The organism is Mesorhizobium sp. L-8-3, assembly GCF_016756615.1.
In the GTDB taxonomy this organism is placed as follows: Bacteria; Pseudomonadota; Alphaproteobacteria; order Rhizobiales; family Rhizobiaceae.
The window spans coordinates 6,528,844-6,545,694 of sequence record NZ_AP023262.1; the positions used below are offsets into that span (position 1 = coordinate 6,528,844).

Annotated in this window: 12 protein-coding genes; 8 read left to right on the plus strand and 4 right to left on the minus strand. The window is 64.0% G+C overall.

Annotated features, from left to right (window positions below; genetic code table 11):
- Positions 1 to 21 precede the first annotated feature (21 nt).
- From JN302_RS30280 to JN302_RS30295, 4 genes are all read right to left on the minus strand, one after another.
- Positions 22 to 546 (minus strand): phage tail protein, encoded by a 525-nt coding sequence (locus JN302_RS30280; protein ID WP_202330154.1) that lies wholly within the window; start codon positions 544 to 546, stop codon positions 22 to 24.
- Positions 547 to 558: 12 nt separating this feature from the next.
- Entirely contained in the window at positions 559 to 2,589 is a 2,031-nt protein-coding gene (locus tag JN302_RS30285) for a phage tail sheath C-terminal domain-containing protein (protein WP_202330155.1), read from the minus strand.
- 440 nt (positions 2,590 to 3,029) lie between these two features.
- Entirely contained in the window at positions 3,030 to 4,322 is a 1,293-nt protein-coding gene (gene rhaI / locus JN302_RS30290; protein ID WP_202330156.1) for an L-rhamnose catabolism isomerase, read from the minus strand.
- Between the two features lie 90 nt (positions 4,323 to 4,412).
- A complete protein-coding gene (locus JN302_RS30295; protein ID WP_202330157.1) occupies positions 4,413 to 6,515 on the minus strand; it encodes a bifunctional rhamnulose-1-phosphate aldolase/short-chain dehydrogenase in 2,103 nt (700 codons plus the stop codon).
- A gap of 182 nt (positions 6,516 to 6,697) precedes the next feature.
- Between JN302_RS30295 and JN302_RS30300 the strand changes: the two genes are divergently transcribed.
- From JN302_RS30300 to JN302_RS30335, 8 genes are all read left to right on the plus strand, one after another.
- Positions 6,698 to 7,504 carry a DeoR/GlpR family DNA-binding transcription regulator gene (locus JN302_RS30300; RefSeq protein ID WP_202330158.1) on the plus strand — a complete coding sequence of 269 codons (807 nt, stop codon included), beginning with the start codon at positions 6,698 to 6,700 and terminating at the stop codon, positions 7,502 to 7,504.
- A 127-nt stretch (positions 7,505 to 7,631) separates the two neighbouring features.
- Positions 7,632 to 8,651 (plus strand): rhamnose ABC transporter substrate-binding protein, encoded by a 1,020-nt coding sequence (gene rhaS / locus JN302_RS30305; protein WP_202330159.1) that lies wholly within the window; start codon positions 7,632 to 7,634, stop codon positions 8,649 to 8,651.
- Between the two features lie 30 nt (positions 8,652 to 8,681).
- Positions 8,682 to 10,241, plus strand: coding sequence for a sugar ABC transporter ATP-binding protein (locus JN302_RS30310; protein WP_446720686.1), 1,560 nt, complete (start codon positions 8,682 to 8,684; stop codon positions 10,239 to 10,241).
- The gene (locus JN302_RS30315) at positions 10,238 to 11,224 is read left to right on the plus strand and encodes an ABC transporter permease (protein ID WP_202330160.1); all 987 of its coding nucleotides are present in this window, start codon (positions 10,238 to 10,240) and stop codon (positions 11,222 to 11,224) included. The genes JN302_RS30310 and JN302_RS30315 overlap by 4 nt, the downstream gene beginning before the upstream one ends.
- A gap of 14 nt (positions 11,225 to 11,238) precedes the next feature.
- Positions 11,239 to 12,273 carry an ABC transporter permease gene (locus JN302_RS30320; RefSeq protein ID WP_202334498.1) on the plus strand — a complete coding sequence of 345 codons (1,035 nt, stop codon included), beginning with the start codon at positions 11,239 to 11,241 and terminating at the stop codon, positions 12,271 to 12,273.
- A gap of 126 nt (positions 12,274 to 12,399) precedes the next feature.
- Positions 12,400 to 13,767: an FGGY-family carbohydrate kinase gene (locus tag JN302_RS30325; protein ID WP_202330161.1), complete on the plus strand. Its 1,368-nt coding sequence runs from the start codon at positions 12,400 to 12,402 to the stop codon at positions 13,765 to 13,767.
- A gap of 236 nt (positions 13,768 to 14,003) precedes the next feature.
- On the plus strand, positions 14,004 to 15,524 hold the full coding sequence (locus JN302_RS30330) for a TIGR02677 family protein (protein WP_244846022.1): 1,521 nt from the start codon (positions 14,004 to 14,006) through the stop codon (positions 15,522 to 15,524).
- On the plus strand, positions 15,521 to 16,810 hold the full coding sequence (locus JN302_RS30335) for a TIGR02678 family protein (RefSeq protein WP_202330162.1): 1,290 nt from the start codon (positions 15,521 to 15,523) through the stop codon (positions 16,808 to 16,810). The genes JN302_RS30330 and JN302_RS30335 overlap by 4 nt, the downstream gene beginning before the upstream one ends.
- Positions 16,811 to 16,851 lie beyond the last annotated feature (41 nt).

Sequence of the window (16,851 nt, forward strand, 5' to 3'; positions counted from 1 at the left end):
ATCCCGATCATGCGGCGATCGTCATGCCGGAACGACGAAGCTCGGCTCCGAAGGCTCGGTCACCGAGACGTCGCGCTGCCAGCCTTCATTCTCGAGCTTGATGGTCTGGATCGCCACGGCATTGGCGTTTGCGTCTAGGTCCGGCAGAGCCTGGTATTCCGAAACCCAGCATCGAAACACCTGGTACGACAGCACCTTCTGTCCTGCCTCGTTGAAGACGTCGATGATGACGTCCTTGCGGAAGTCGGCAAGCGATACTTCGGAGCCCAGGCCGGCCCCGAAATTCCACACCTTGTTGGCCCATTGCTCGAATTCGAGATCGTGGGTGACGCCGCGCTCGAGCATGATCGCTTCGTATTTGGTCCGTCCCGGAGACTTGCGGCCGGTCGAAGGGTCGCCGCCTTCGCGGTGCTCGACGACTTCGGTGGTGCGCTTCAGTGCTCCGACCTTGCTGATGCCCGCAACGTAGCGGCCGTCCCACTTCACCCGGAACTTGAAGTTCTTGTAAGGGTCGAAACGGCGGGGATTGGTTGTGAAGGACGCCATGACCTTTCCTCCTTACTCTACCGTCTGCCGGGCGATCTGCTGGATCTTGATGATGACGAACTCGGCGGGCTTCAGCGGCGCAAACCCGACCTCGATATTGACGATGCCGAGGTCTATGTCGGTCTGCGTCGTGGTCTCGCCGTCGCATTTCACGAAATAGGCCTCGCGCGGCGTCGTGCCCTGGAAGGCGCCCTTGCGGAAGAGATCGTGCATGAAGGCACCGACATTCAGCCGGATCTGCGCCCAGAGCGGCTCGTCGTTGGGTTCGAACACCACCCATTTGGTGCCGCGGTAGAGGCTTTCCTCAATGAACAGCGTCGTGCGCCGGACGGGCACGTATTTCCAGTCCGAGGCGATGACATCCGCCCCTTCCAGCGTGCGGGCGCCCCAGCAGATGTTGCTGTAGACGGGGAAATTGCGCAGGCAGTTTACGCCGAGCGGGTTGAGCGTCCCGTTCTCCAGATCGGTCAGGAGATAGCCCAGGCTCTCCACATTGCGCAGCCTCGCATCGGTCCCTGCCGGCGCCTTCCAGACGCCGCGCTGGGAGTCCGTGCGTGCCCAGAGGCCACCGACGGTACCGCTCGCGCCGATCGAGCGTGGCCGGTTGCCGTTCAGCGGATCGAGTACGTTGGTGCGGGGGAAATAGACGGCGGCGTTGGGATGGCGCAGGCTCTCGTTCTCGGTCAGCCAGGTATGCATCTGATCCAGCCGCCGGACAGCATCCGGGATGTCTACGATCAGCATGGCGCGACGGCTCTCGACATAGGCTTCCGCCGCGGCATAGAGCGTCTGGCTCTGGTCCGGGGCCAGAAACGTGGCTTCGGGTATGGACAGGATGTTGAAGAGATCGACGTCTTCCAGCGCGAAGATGCCGGTGCGGGCCGCCGCCGAGCCCTGGAAGAAGGCAAGGGGGATCGGCCGGAACGTCGTGCCGGCCGCTGCCGGCGTGCCGTCATGGCCGTCGGCCAAGGCGAATTGCTGCGCGTTCTCCAGGGCACCGTTGGCGTTGGAGAGATTGATGGTGTCGGCTCCGGCCCCGGTAAGAGCGATCTGCAGCGTCGGGTCGAAGGGCCGTGCCGCGCGCCCCAGCTGGACGTGGAAGCGTGAGGCATTGTTTGCCGTGCTGTTGCCGACGAGCGTGACGGTCGCCCCGCTCAGGAGCGGCTTCAGATTGTTGGGCACCGTCGCGTCGCTGGCGGCACGGCGTACGGCATCCTGCACGAAGGGCAGAAGCGCGGCATAGGTCGTGGGTGCGGCAGCCCCGCCATAGTCGATGGTGCCGGCGATTGCGCCGCTGCCTATATCGACGCCGAAGGCACTGCCGTCGGCGGGGATCGTCGCGGGAATCGGCAGCAGGTCGCCGAGCGTACCGCCGACGGCCGGCCTGAAGTCCGCCACGAAGGGAGCCGGCAGGGCCGAGCCAAGCTCGATCTGCACCAGCCGCGATCCCTGGTTCACGACCTCGATGGCGTTGTTGACCGTGTCCGGTTCCAAGGTGAGATTGCGAAACGTCTCGGTCTGCAGGACCACAGTGCGGTCACCGTCGATCCGCACCTCGCTGATTGTCAGGTTGAACTGCGCAAGCGGGTCCGCAGTGCCGTAGTCGACATCGACGCGCAGGAAGTTGCCCCAGGCGCCGGGATTTTCGGCGCTCTCGCCCCGGATGCGGCGACCGGCCGTGACGTTCAGTATCGCCGTTCCGCCGCCGGGATCCTGCGTGAGCGTGACCGTGGCCGATCTGGCGTTCGTCGGCGGGGCAGCGCCGGCCCCGGTGACCGTGTCGGCCACCCTGACCACCCATGCCTCGGTGCCGCCATTGAGAAAGAACTGCTGGATCGCGTAGGAGGTCTCGCTGTTGCGGTCGAGCCCGCCATATTCGCGCTCGAAATCGGCGATGCTCAGCAGTTGCACGGCTTCGTCGAGCAGGCCCTTCCGAAACGAGCCGACAAAAGCGGCGATCGACGTCGCCACCGCCGCGACGGGTCTTACGCCGCTCGGGATTTCTTCGATGTAGACACCGGGATAAGTCGGATGAACAGGCATGACATCCTCCGCCAGCCGAGGGTTGCCATCCGCCTGCGCTCGAATGAACGACGTATAGCTGCGCCCCCCGTTACAGTGCGCAGGGTACCAAAATACTTGTCTTTCGACTTTTCGCTTGAAGCCCGCACGATATCTTACACGCGCAAGTCAAATTGTCCAGCTTCCAATCTCTTGCAAAGGTGGGAAATCTTCAGAAGAGTACATTTGCCGGATAGGTATCCCTAGCCGAAACTGGCGGCCTGACTTGGCCGACGCCCCCATTTTCCAGGCAACAGCAAAAAGACCGGCACTACAGTCGAGTTCACCTCGATCAATTGGCATCCACCCTTTGAAGAGGTCAGGAAGCTTCAGCGCCAGATGATAGGCGCCGCGACCGTCGGCCCTCATCGGCGCGGTCTACCAAGATGCTTCGGACCGGTTCGCGCGGCCCAATGCATCAATCAGACGATCCCGCCGCCTCCCGCCGCAACGGTTGGCCGTTCTGCGGTCACCTTGGCGCGATAGCCGGCGGCGCGATAGGCGGCGACGGGATCGACGGCGCCGCCCCTTTCCCGGCGTACCATGGCGAGGATCGGCTCCACGTCGGTGCGAAAGGCCGCCTTCAGCGTCTGTGCGGCCATCAGCGCATCGTTCTCTTCCTGATAGCCTTCCAATGCCGGCCTGTCGACCAGAAGCGCCTGCGCATAGGCCCGCTGCACCTCTATCGCCGACAGCATCAGGCTTTCGATCGGATCGGTGACGTTATGGCTTTGATCAAGCATATGGGCGGGATCGAAACCCTTTGCTCCCGACAATTCGGCATCGACCAGTTCGTTGAAGACGAGGAAGAGCCGGTACGGATCGATCGACCCTGCGTCGAGGTCGTCGTCGCCATATTTCGAGTCGTTGAAATGGAAGCCGCCGAGCTTGCCGACCTGGATCAGCCGCGACACGATCATTTCGATGTTCACATTGGGCGCGTGGTGGCCGAGGTCGACCAGACAATAGGCCTTCGGCCCCAGCTCCTGGGCAATCAGATAATTCGTTCCCCAGTCCTGCACGACGGTCGAATAGAAGGCCGGCTCGTACATCTTGTGTTCGGTGAAGAGCCGCCAGTCGTCCGGAAGGACGGCGTAGATTTCCTGCATGGCGTCGAGATAGCGGCGAAACGCCTTGGCGAAATTCACCTGGCCCGGAAAATTCGAACCGTCGCCGATCCACACCGTCAGCGCCCTGGAACCGATGCCCTTGCCGATCTCGATGCATTCGATGTTATGCTCGATCGCCTGCCTGCGCACGGCGGCGTCGGCATGGCTCAGCGAACCGAATTTGTAGGAAAGCCTCTGGTCCCTTGCGTCGGAGAAGGTGTTCGAGTTCATCGCGTCGAAGGCAAGGCCGAAGCGCGACGCGGCCTGTTTCAGTCGCCCCGGATCGGCCTTGTCCCAGGGGATGTGCAGTGACACTCTCGGTGTCGCCTGCGTCAGCTGCGCGATGACCGCGCAGTCCTCGATCTTGTCGAAGATATCGCGCGGTTCTCCACCGCCGGGGAAACGCGCAAAACGCGTCCCGCCGGTCCCCACTCCCCAGGACGGTATCGCGACGGCGAATTCGGCGACCTTCTTCTTGATGTTGTCGATCTGGATGCCGCGACGGGAAAGTTGCTCGCCAAGCGCTTCATAGTCCCGTTTCAGACCTGCTTCACGGGACGCGTTTTCTGTCGCCACGACGTCAGCGGAGATAAGTTGCTCCGGCATTGATATCCTCCCAATCGATCACCGCGCCATCGATCACCGAAGCCTCCTGTCCGGCTGCGTTACTCCCTACGCAACGACGGAGGGCCGACACTATCGCGGAAAGCTCTGCGCGTTGCCGGCATCGACATTGATGATGTTGCCGGTCGACTTGGCCGACAACTCCGATGCGAAGAAATACACGGCCTCGGCGATGTCCTCCGGAAACACCGATCGCTTGAGCATGGATCGCGAACGATAGTGCTCTTCCAGTTCGTCGGTCGACAGCTTATAGGCTGCCGCCCGCTGTTCCTTCCATTCGCCGCTCCAGATCTTCGATCCCCGCAGGACCGCGTCGGGATTGACGACATTCACCCGGATCTGCGCTTCCGCGCCCTCCAGCGCGAGGCAGCGGGCAAGATGGATTTCGGCGGCTTTCGCCGTGCAATAGGCAGCAGCATTCGGCGAGGCGGCGAGCCCGTTCTTCGAGGCGACGAATACAACCTTGCCGCCAATACCCTGCGCGCGAAACAGCTTGAACGCTTCGCGGCTGACCAGGAAATAGCCCGTCGACAGGATGTCCATGTTCTTGTTCCAGAGCGCGAGCGTCGTCTCCTCGACCGGCGCGGACGAGGCGAGGCCGGCATTGGAGACCAGGATGTCGACGCCGCCGAATTCCACCGCCGTCTCCGCGAAGCCGGCGATGACGGCAGCCTCGTCGGTCACATCGACCCTTGCTGCGCGGACAAAATCCTTGCCTGCCTTCTCGCCAAGCTCAGCCACCACTGCGTTCAGTGCCGCTTCGTCGATGTCGGCGAGCACCACGCAGGCACCGTCCGCAAGCAGGCGCGCAGCACTTGCCCTGCCGATACCGCCGGCGCCGCCCGTTACCAGCGCGACCTGTCCGGCGAGCGGTTTCGGTTTCGGCAGGCGCTGAAGTTTCGCTTCCTCGAGCTGCCAGTATTCGATGCCGAATGCTTCCCTTTCGGGCAAGCCCATATAGGCCGATACCGTGGAGGCCCCGCGCATCACGTTGATGGCGTTGACATAGAACTCCCCTGATATGCGCGCCGTCGCCTTGTCCCTGGCGAAGGTGATCATGCCGACGCCGGGCACGAGATAGACGACGGCGTTCGGGTCGCGCATGTCAGGCGAGTTCGCCATTTTACACCGCTGGTAGTAGGCCGCGTGACCCTGGCGATAGGCTTCGACCGCCTGAGGCAGTGCCGCCAGCGTCTTGTCGAGGTCAGGTTCTTCCGGATCGAATTCGATGACCAGCGGGCTGATCTTGGTGCGCAGGAAGTGGTCGGGACAACTGGTGCCCAAAGCCGCAAGCTTGCGCAGATCCTTCGATCCGACGAATTCGAGCACGGCCTCCTGGTCATCGAAATGCCCGACCTTGTGTCCCGACGCGGATATCATGCCGCGGATCGCCGGCATCAGTTTCGCCCCGACGGCGCGGCGCTCGTCCGCCGCCAGCGACCTCACCGCTGCGCCGCCAAAAATCGGCTTGCCGCGGGTCTCGGCCTCGAACCACTCGATCGCGCGGTTGATGATACGGATCGTCGTTTCGTAGCAATCTTTGGCGCTGTCCGCCCAGGTGAACAGCCCATGGCTCGCTAGTACGACGCCGACGGCGTCGGGATTTTCACGAGCGAACTTCTCCAGCCAGAGCCCGAGCTCGAAGCCCGGGCGTTTCCATGGCAACCAGCCGATCTCCCCACCATAGATCGTCTGCGTCAATTCCTTGCTGTTCGCGGAGGCCGCAATGGCGATGACGGCATCGGGATGCATGTGGTCGACATGCTTCTTCGGCACATAGGCATGCAGCGGCGTGTCGATCGAGGCCGCGCGCGGATTGAGATTGAAGGTGCAATGCGGCAGATAGCCGACCATCTCGTCTTCATGCTCGACGCCGCGATAGAGCTTCTTCAAGGCCTCGAGCTTGTTCATGTAGAGCGTGGCGAAACCGTCAAGCTTGATCGTGCCGACATCGCCGCCCGAACCCTTGACCCACAGAACCTCGACCGCCTCACCGGTCAGCGGGTCACGCTCCACCGCTTTCGCCGACGTGTTGCCGCCGCCGTAATTGGTGATCCGCTTGTCCGAACCGAGCAGGTTGGAACGGTAGAGCAGCCGCTCGGCTTCCGTCATCGAAGCGGCTTTCTCGTCATCCCAGAGGTTGACGAGTCGCGAGGCGGTTCGCTGTTCAGGCATGACAGGCATTCCTCCCGACCGATGGCCGCACCCTTGTTGGAGCCAAATTCGCACGCCGATCTTTCAAATGTCAATCAGCAACGATCACTATCGATCATCTTGCACCGCACAATTGAAATTTGTGATCGGACTTGATTGACAATGTACGGAACCGCTGCCTAGATTGCCTGGTTGGAGGAGCAATGCACGAAAAAGAGCGCCACCGCATCATTCTGTCGGCCGTCCAGGAAAAACCTGTGGTGACGGTCGCGGAACTGGTTGCACTCACGGATTCCTCCGAGGCCACGATCCGGCGCGATATCGCCGCGCTCCATCTTCAGAAGCGGCTGCGCCGCGTGCGCGGCGGCGCGGAGGCCCTCACCCCGCCCCAGTTCATGGGCATTGCCGGTCGCCCTTACAGCGTCAACGAAACGCTTCACCAGGCCGAGAAGCGCGCCATCGCCAAGGAAGCCGTCGAACTGTGCAGGGACGGCGAGTCCATCATCATCAATGGCGGCACGACGACGTTTCAGATGGTGCATTTCCTCGCCAACCGGCGCATGACGATCTTCACCAACTCCTTTCCGATCGCTGATCATCTGCTGAGGCACTCGAAGAACACCGTCATGGTGTCGGGCGGCGTCATCTATCGCGAGCAGAACGTCATCCTCTCGCCGTTCGAAAACGACGTGACGCGCAATTTCTACGCCAAACGAATGTTCATGGGTGCGCAGGGTCTCGGTCCGCAGGGCCTCATGGAAGGCGATCCGCTGCTGATCCAGGCGGAACAGAAGCTCATCGACCAGGCCGACGAGTTGGTCGTGCTGATCGATTCATCCAAGTTTCGGCAACGTTCCAGCCTCATTCTGTGCGGGCTGTCGCGTATCGCGACGGTGGTCACGGACCCTCGCCTCGAGGACCGTGATGCGAAGATGCTCGAGGAGGCGGGCGTGAAACTGGTTGTCGCGACGTCAGCGGCCACGCAGGATCAGCAGGCCCGGCATGGCTGAGGAGCATGCCGGACAGTTTTGGAGGAGCCTTGGTTGACGCCTGATCGACGTCCCTGACGGATCAACGCCAAGGGACAGGCAGGCGCCGGCTCGGGAAGAACTGACAATGGCAGGGAGGTGAATTGCCATGAAAACGACGCGTCGCACTATCTTGAAAATTGCAGGGGGAGCAGCCTTCGTCGCTGCTGCGCCCGCCATATTGACAGGCCCGTCGCGGGCGCAGGCGAACAAGCGCATCGCCTTGATCGTCAAGAATCTCGGCAACAGCTATTTCGATGCCTGCGCCAACGGCGCCAAGGAGGCCGCCAGTGAACTCGGCGGCATCGAGATCATCTACACCGCCTCCGCCAAGCCGACCGCGGAAGAGCAGATCGCGGTGATCGACGCGCAGATCGCGCAAAAGGTCGACGGCATCATCGTCTCCGCCAACGATGCCGACGCCCTGGTGCCGGTCGGCAAGAAGGCGATGGAGCGCGGCATCAAGGTGATGAGCTTCGATTCGGCGATCGCGCCGGCCGGCCGCATCGTGCACCTTTCTGCTTCCTCGACGCCGCTGATCGGCGCCAAGCAGGTGCAGATGATCGCGAAGACTCTCGGCGGCAAGGGCGAAGTCGCGATCCTGTCGGCCGCCTCCACCATGACCAACCAGAACTCCTGGATCGAGGCCATGAAGGAGGAGTGGAAGAAACCGGAATACAAGGACATGCCGCTGGTCGCGACCGTCTATGGCGACGACCAGGACGACAAGAGCTACCGCGAGATGCAGGGGCTGGTGAAGGCCCATCCGAACCTGAAGGGCGTCATTTCTCCGACGACGATCGGCATCCGCTCCGGCGCCAAGGCGATCGTCGACGGGGGCCTCGTCGGCAAGGTGTTCATCACCGGTCTCGGCCTGCCTTCGGAAATGAAGGACTATGTCTTGAAGGGCGCCTGCGATTCCTTCGCGATCTGGAACCCGGTGGAATACGGCTACTCCTCGACCATGATCATGGCCGATCTGCTCAACGGCAAGGAAGCGACCGAGGGCGCCAAGCTCTCGATGGGCAAGAAGGGCGAGACCACCGTGGGCGCCGACGGCGAGGCCGTGATGGGCGAACCCTTCGAGTTCAACAAGACCAATGTCGAGGAATTCGCGAAGATCTTCTGATCGACGCATCCGCAAACACGAGCCAGGGTCATGACCGGAGGTTCCGGTCATGACCGCACCGAAATGCCTGGATTTCGCACCGACCCCGTGTCTGAAGCCATCCTCACCCTTTCCGGCGTCTCCAAGAGCTTCCCCGGCGTGCGGGCGTTGCACGATGTCAGTCTTTCGCTACAGCCCGGCCGCGTCACCGCGATCCTGGGCGAAAACGGCGCCGGCAAATCGACGATCGTCAAGATCCTCACCGGCATCTACCGCCCGAGCGAGGGCGAGATCCGGGTCGGCGGCGAGGTGAAAGCCTTTTCCTCGCCGCGCGATGCCTGGGCAGCGGGCATCGCCGCGATCCACCAGGAAACGGTGATGTTCGACGAGTTGTCGGTCGCCGAGAACATCTTCATGGGCCATATGCCGAAAGGCCGGGCGCCCCTGATCGACTGGAGCGAGATGCATGCCAGGTCCGCGGATCTCCTGAGGCGCATCGACGCCGCGATACCCACCGATTTCAAGCTCAAGCGGCTGTCCGTCGCGCAAAAGCACCTTGTAGAGATTGCCCGCGCCCTCTCCCACGAAGCCCGCGTCGTGATCATGGACGAGCCGACGGCTGCCCTCTCGGCCAACGAAATCGACGACCTCTTCCGTATCGTCGCGCAGTTGAAGGCCGAGGGCCGCGCGATCGTCTTCATTTCGCACAAGTTTGACGAGATCTTCCGCATCGCCGACGATTTCGTCTGCCTGCGCGACGGCGAGAAGGTCGGCGAAGGAGACATCGCCTCCGTCACGGAGCCGCAGCTCGTCCGCATGATGGTGGGGCGTCCGGTCGACCAGGTTTTCCCGAAACGCGACGTGGCCATTGGCGATGTCGTCCTGTCGGTCGCCGGCCTCTCCAATGCGACCGAATATGCCGACGTCTCCTTCGACCTGAGGAAGGGTGAGATCCTCGGCCTTTACGGACTGGTCGGCGCCGGCCGCACGGAAGCCATGCAGGGCCTGTTCGGCATAACGCCGAGAACCCGGGGCACGATCAGGCTGGCCGGCCGGCAGCTTTCCATTCGCACCCCGTCTGACGCCATCGCTGCCGGCATCTCCTATGTTCCGGAGGATCGGCAGGAACAGGGTGCGATCCTTTCACTCAGCATCCGCGAAAACCTCACGCTCGCCAATCTGGCCAAGCATGTCCGCGGACTGTTCCTGTCCCGCCCGTCCGAGCAGGCCGAAACGCGCCGCCTCGGCAGACGCCTCTCCGTCAAGGCGGCGAATTGGGAACAGAAGCTCGGCGAGCTCTCCGGCGGAAACCAGCAGAAAGTGGTGATCGCCAAATGGCTGGCGACGCAGCCGAAGGTGATCGTGCTCGATGAGCCCACGAAAGGCATCGATATCGGCTCGAAGGCGGCGGTCCACGACTTCATCGGCGAACTGGCAGGCGATGGCCTCGCGGTGATCCTCATCACGTCAGAGCTGCCGGAGGTCATGGGCCTCGCCGACCGCGTGCTCGTCATGAAGGAAGGGCGGATCGTCGACGAATTCCGGCGCGGCCAGTGGAGCGCCGAGGCGATCGTCGGCGCCGCGACGGGCGCTGCGAAGGAGGCCGCGTGAAGCGCCTGTTCGACTATCGCGAACTGATCCTCGCACTTGTCCTGGTGGTCGGGGTCGCCGCGATCGGCAGCTATCAGCCGGTGTTCCTGCGCTGGGACAACATCGGCGATATGCTCACCGAGACATCGGTGCTGTTCATGATGGCGCTTGCCCAGATGACGGTCATCCTGACGCGCGGCATCGACCTTTCCGTGGCAGCGAACCTCGCTCTGTCGGGCATGCTGGCGGCACTCGTCAGCCAGTATTATCCTGATATACCGCTGGTCGTCATGATCCTTACCGGCGTCCTGTCGGGGCTGGTGCTTGGCCTCTTCAACGGCCTGCTGATCGCCTTTCTCTCCATTCCGCCGATCGTGATGACGCTCGGCACCCTGGCGGTGTTCCGCGGCATGATCATCATCATCGCCGGCGGAGACCAGGTGAACGCCTCGGAAATGGGCGCTGCCTTCCAGGCCTTTCCGAAGCAGGTCTTCCTCGGCCTTGCCAGCCCCGTCTGGATCGCCATCGTCGTGTCGTTCCTGTTCTGGGTGTTCCTGAACCACACACGCGCCGGCCGCGGCCTCTATGCAGTCGGCGGCAACCCCGTCGCCGCGCGCTATTGCGGCATCGACCTGCGGCGCCAGGAACTCCTCTCCTACGCGATCTCCGGCGCGGTCGCCGGCCTCTGCGGCTATCTCTGGGTCGCGCGCTACGGCGTCGCCTATTCCGAAATCGCCAGCGGCTACGAACTCACGGTCATCGCGGCCTGTGTCATCGGCGGCGTCTCGATCGGCGGAGGGGTCGGCTCGGTCGCCGGCACGTTGCTCGGCGCGCTTTTCCTCGGCATCGTCATGACCGCGCTACCTGTGCTGCAGATTTCGCCCTTCTGGCAGATGGCGATCTCGGGCGCGGTGATCCTGGCCGCGGTCGTCATCAACGCGCGGGCGGAACGCAGGCCGGACAAGCTGATCCTGCCAGAGGCGCGGCGCCTGAAGCGAGTGTGATCATGAACGCGCCGATGCCACCCCAAGATCGCTATGCCGTCCTCGATGCACCGCCGCGCGGCCTGCGCGACGTGCTGTTGCGCTGGGAGGTCATCCTCGTCATCCTGCTTGTGGCGACGGTCGTCGTGAACACGATCGTGTCCCCCTACTTTCTCGACGTCTTCAATCTTGCCGATGCGACCTTCAATTTCTCGGAGAAGGCGATCATCGCACTGGCCATGGCGCTGCTCATCCTGGTGCGCCAGATCGACCTTTCGGTCGCCGCGATCGTGGCGCTCGCCGCCATGGCCATAGGCTATGCCGCGGAAGCCGGCTTCGGCCCGTTTGCCTTGTTCGGCATCGGCATCGGCGTCGGGCTCTTGTGCGGCATCTTCAACGGCTTCGTGGTCACCTGGTTCAGTCTGCCGTCGATCGTCGTCACCATCGGCACCATGTCGCTTTTTCGCGGCCTGACCCAGGTCATCCTCGGCGATCAGGCCAAGACCAGATATCCGCAGGAATTCCTCGACCTCGGGCAGAGCTATTTCATCAAGATGAAGGAGACAGGAATCCCCTGGCTGTTCGTGCCGCCCGTTCCGTTGTCGTTCCTGATCTTTCTCGTGCTGGCCGTGCTGTTCGGCCTGTTCCTGCACAAGACCGCGGTCGGCCGCCAGCTCTTCGCCATCGGCTCGAACCCGGTCGCCGCGCGGTTTTCCGGCATCCCGGTCGACCGTCTGCGCTTCCTGCTGTTCGCGACGTCGGGCGCTCTTTCCGGCCTCGCCGCGACGCTCCTCACCGCGCGTCTCGGCTCCATGCGCTCCAACATCGGCGTCGGTTGGGAGCTCGATATCGTCACCATGGTCATCCTTGGCGGCGTTTCCATCGCGGGCGGCGTCGGCTCCATTCTCGGCGTCGTGCTCGCCGTTCTGGTGCTCGGCCTGGTCACCTTCGGCATGTCGCTCAACAATATTCCCGGCCAGGTCGTCAGCGTTTATATCGGCGCGCTGCTCATCGCCGTCATCGCTATCCCGCGCATCGTCGACAAGATCCGCATACGCCCCGTCAGGTAGCGTCATGGATCACACGACGGACGCCCTGCCCCATCATCCGACAACGAAACGCCGGCGGGCTCCTGCGGCCATGCGGGCAAAGCCGGATAACGCCCCCGAGTTCCTCCAAGCCAGGTCCCATCGGAAATGACCCGCTACGTCGCCGTCATCGACATCGGCAAGACCAATGCGAAAGTCGCCCTGGTCGACCTCGAGTTGACACGGGAGATGGCGGTGCGCACGCGCCCCAATACCGTGCTTCCCGGCGCTCCGTATCCTCACTTCGACACCGATGCGCTTTGGGATTTCATCCTGGAGAGCCTTTCGGTGCTCAACCGCGGATATCAGGTGGACGCAATCTCGGTAACGACCCATGGAGCAACCGCCGCCTTGCTCGACGCGCGGGGCGATCTTGCCCTTCCGGTTCTCGACTACGAGCATAGCGGCCCTGACGCGGCCGCTGCCGCCTATGCGGCGGTACGGCCACCTTTCGAGGAAACGGGCTCGCCTCGCCTGCCGGGCGGGCTCAATCTCGGAGCCCAGATATTCTGGCTGTCGAAGACGTTCCCGGATGAGCTCGCTCACGTCGCCTCGATCGTGACCTACCCTCAATACTGGACCTGGCGCCTGTCGGGCGTGCTTGCCGGCGAAGTCACCTCGCTCGGCTGTCATACCGATCTCTGGAACCCGGCAGCCCGCGACTATTCTTCGCTCGTCGACGGCCATGGGTGGCGGGCCCTGATGCCCCCGATCCGCCCGGCGCGTGACCGGCTGGGCCCCCTCCTCCCTGATATCGCAAGGAAAACAGGGGTGGCCGCCGGCACATCAATCTTTTGCGGCATTCACGATTCCAACGCCTCGCTCCTGCCGCATCTCCTGTCGCGCAGCCAGCCCTTTGCGGTCGTTTCATCGGGCACATGGGTGGTGTCGATGGCGATGGGCGGAAACAAGGTAACGCTCGATGCGGCGAGAGACACGCTCATCAACGTCGATGCATCAGGCGATCCGGTGCCCTCCGCCCGCTTCATGGGCGGCCGTGAGTTCGAAGTCTTGATGACCGGCCATAGCGCGCATTGGACCGACGCCGATGTCGAACGCGTCCTGGCTCAGGGAACAATGCTGCTCCCCGCCGTCCTGCAAGGGTCGGGACCTTTCCCCGACCGGCAATCGAAGTGGCTCCCCGTGGAGCCGCCCACACCTGCCGAACGCGCCGTCGCGGCCTCATTCTATCTCGCGCTGATGACGGCAACCTGCCTGGATCTCATCGGCGCCGCTGGCCCGACGATCGTCGAGGGGCCGCTTGCCGCGAACCGCCTTTTCGTCGGCATGCTCGCCGCCGCGACCGGCCGGCCGGTGCTGGCATCGGCAATGACGACGACCGGAACCACCATCGGCGCTGCCTTGCTGGCTTCGGCAACCGGGCACGATGCAGGACCGATGGTAACATTCGACCCGGCCGGGCTCGAGCAGTGGGAACGATGCGCGGCGGCGTGGCGCAACGAGCTTCGGCGATAGAACCCAGAGCCCGTTGTTTCTCGCCAGAAACATCAGGCACAAGCTGAAATGGAGCGTTCCGAGGCCACGCAATGTGTCCGTCTCCGGCGTGACGCGGGGCCGATGCGGCCGGCGCCGGTGCCGCCTGCGCGGGACGCGGCGCTCACGGATATCTGTTGAACGATCGACGCGCAGCCTTGACGTGGCGCAAGAACAAAGCAAAAACATCCGTTGGGTTTGCGAGGAAGTGGCTGCTCATGCAGGTTGCGAATAACTCGGCCGAGCTGTTTCGCCACGTGAGCGCGGAAAAGGCCACATTCTACCGCTGTATCATGGACGTCTTCGCCGCGGCCAAGCGGCAATATCGGCTGCAGTTGAGACCGGACGAAGTACTTGCCGAGGCCCGATGGCCGGGCGGAACGCCGCGCATCGAGGAAGTCAATGCGGCGCTCGCCCAACTTGCGGAATGGGGCAATCTCGAATCCCATCCCGACACCGCACGGGTTTCCAGCCTCAGCGACTTCTACCGCGCACGCTTTCTTTACCGACTCTCGCAGGGCGGCGAGGCCGTGGAATCGGCGTTGGCGGTGTTCGTGCAGACCCTGCAGCGGCGCGCCGAACTGCAAACGGTGGCGCTTGAAGACATCGCGAGCCGGCTGCAGGCTCTGAGGGCATTGGCCGGCGCCGCTGAACCCGACGTCGCCAAGATCCACGAGACGCTGCGGGATCTCGTGCGTGTGTTCGAGGGCCTGGCCGAAAACGCGCAGGCATTCATGGCCGGTGTCGCACGCAGCATCGAGTTGCAGCAGGCCGAGGCAGGGGCCGTGGCAAACTACAAGAAGCGGCTGATCGACTATCTGGAACGCTTCATGGGCGATCTCGTGCGCCGTTCCGACACCATCGCGCGCCTCATCCTCGCCTTGGAGCCGGACGTCGATGCGCTGCTCGGGCAGGTGGCCGAGCGCGAATCGCGCGACGCTGCTCCGGGCAGCGCGCAGGACCGTGCCGATTCGCGGGAAGGTTACCTGCGAGCCTGGCGGGAACGCTGGAAAGGGCTGCGCGGCTGGTTCCTCAGCACCGGCCACGAGCCGCCACAGGCCGAATTGCTGAGGGCGCGAGCACGCTCGGCCATTCCGCAGCTCCTGGCCGCGATCGCCGCGCTCAATGAGCGGCGCGGTGGCCGCAGTGATCGCTCGGCAGACTTCCGCGTGCTCGCCGGCTGGTTCGCCGCCTGCGCCGACGATAGCGAAGCGCACCGGCTTGCGCGAGCCGCCTTCGCCCTCAATCCGGCGCGGCATTTCTCTCTCGGCGGCGACGCGGACGCCGGGCTGTCGGCCACCACCTCCTGGGCCGATGCCGCGCCGCTCGTCATACATCCGCGCTTGCGCGAATATGGCGAAGCGGCTCCGCGCGGACCGCTGCCGCGCGTGCGCGACCGCGCAGAAGAACGCGCGTTCCTGGCGCTCCAGCTCGCAGAGGAATCGCAGCAAGTCGAGGCGGCGCGCAAGCGCCTCGCCACCAGCCAACCCGCGCGGCTTTCGGAGCTGGGGGAACTCGACACGCATGCCTTCGGCCTGTTCCTGGGCCTGCTCGGAGAGGCGCTGGGCGAACAGGCCGGCCCGGAGAAGCCGGTGGAACGGCAAACGGGCGATGGCTTGCTGCACATCCACCTGAAGCCGCTCGGCCCGGACAGCCGCGCTACGATCGATACGCCCAATGGCGTCTTTGCCGGGCGCGACCATCTGATTACCATCACACCCTTGCAGGACGGTCCATGAGGGCGACGACGAACGGCTCCAACGACAGCCGCGGCATCGGCGTCCTTCAACAGCGGTTCCAGCGTGAGGAGTTTCGCTCCGGCGTGCGTGCCCTTGTGATGACGCCGCTAATGGGCCCTGCGCATGAGGATTTCGTCGCCATACGTCGGCAGGCCGAAGCCCTGCGCGAATGGTTTTCGCGCGAGACGGGCTGGCTGCTGCAGGTCGAGCGCGAAGGTGCGCGGCTCTACAAGCGGCCGGGTGACCTGACCGACGTCACACGCGGCCTCCCCGGCTACAACCGCCGCCGTTACGTTCTGCTTTGCCTCGCCTGCGCGGTGCTCGAACGCGCCGACCCGCAGATCACCCTGCGCCTGTTGGGAGAAAGGCTGCTGGAGCTCGCCGCCGACCCGTCGCTCGACTTCACCTTCACCCTCGAGGCGCAACACGAGCGGCGCGACCTCGTATCGGTATGCCGCACATTGCTGGGTCTTGGGGTTCTGCACCGCGTGGCCGGCGACGAAGAAACATTCGTTCATGCCGGGAGCGATCAGGCGGATGCGCTGTACGACGTGCAGCGCCGTCTGCTCGCGGGCATGCTGGCGGCCGTGCGTGGCCCCTCCACCTGGACGCCGGAAGAGGCGCCCGCAACGCTCGACGAGCGGCTGCGCGCCCTGGTCGGCGAACATGTGGCCGACAGCGAGGAAGGCAGGCGCACGGCGCTGCGCCACCAGCTCGCGCGCCGGCTGCTGGATGATCCGGTGGTCTATGTCGAGACGCTGGACCCGGAAGCACGGGCCTATTTCCTCAACCAGCGCGGGCCGATGGCCAGTCGGCTGTGCGAGGCCGCCGGCCTGGTGGCCGAGCAACGCGCGGAAGGGCTGGCACTCGTCGACGAAGCCGGTCTGCTGACCGACGTGGCCATGCCGGCCGAGGGTACCGATGCCCATGTGACGCTGCTGGTCGCCGAGTATCTGGCCTCCCGGCAGAGGCAGCACCAGGCAGACGGGGATGGTGCGGCGCCAGCCCCCGCCCGAAGCATTCACGAGCATGACATTGCCGACTTCCTGCACGAGGCCAAGGCCCGGTACGGACGCTACTGGCGCAAGTCGGCCCGCGAGCCGGGCGCTGAGGGCGAGCTCGCCCGCATCGCGATAGAGCGACTGGAAAAGCTGCGACTCGCCGAGCGGAAGGCCGGCGCCGTGCATCCGCTGCCGGCGCTCGCGCGTTTTGCGCTGGGCGACGCCGAAATCCGCGAAACGCGCACTGTGCCGGCCGCGGTCGGCGGCCTTCGGTTCGATCAGTGATGAACCTGTTCGCTCCGCAACCGGGGAAGCCTGCTTTGCCG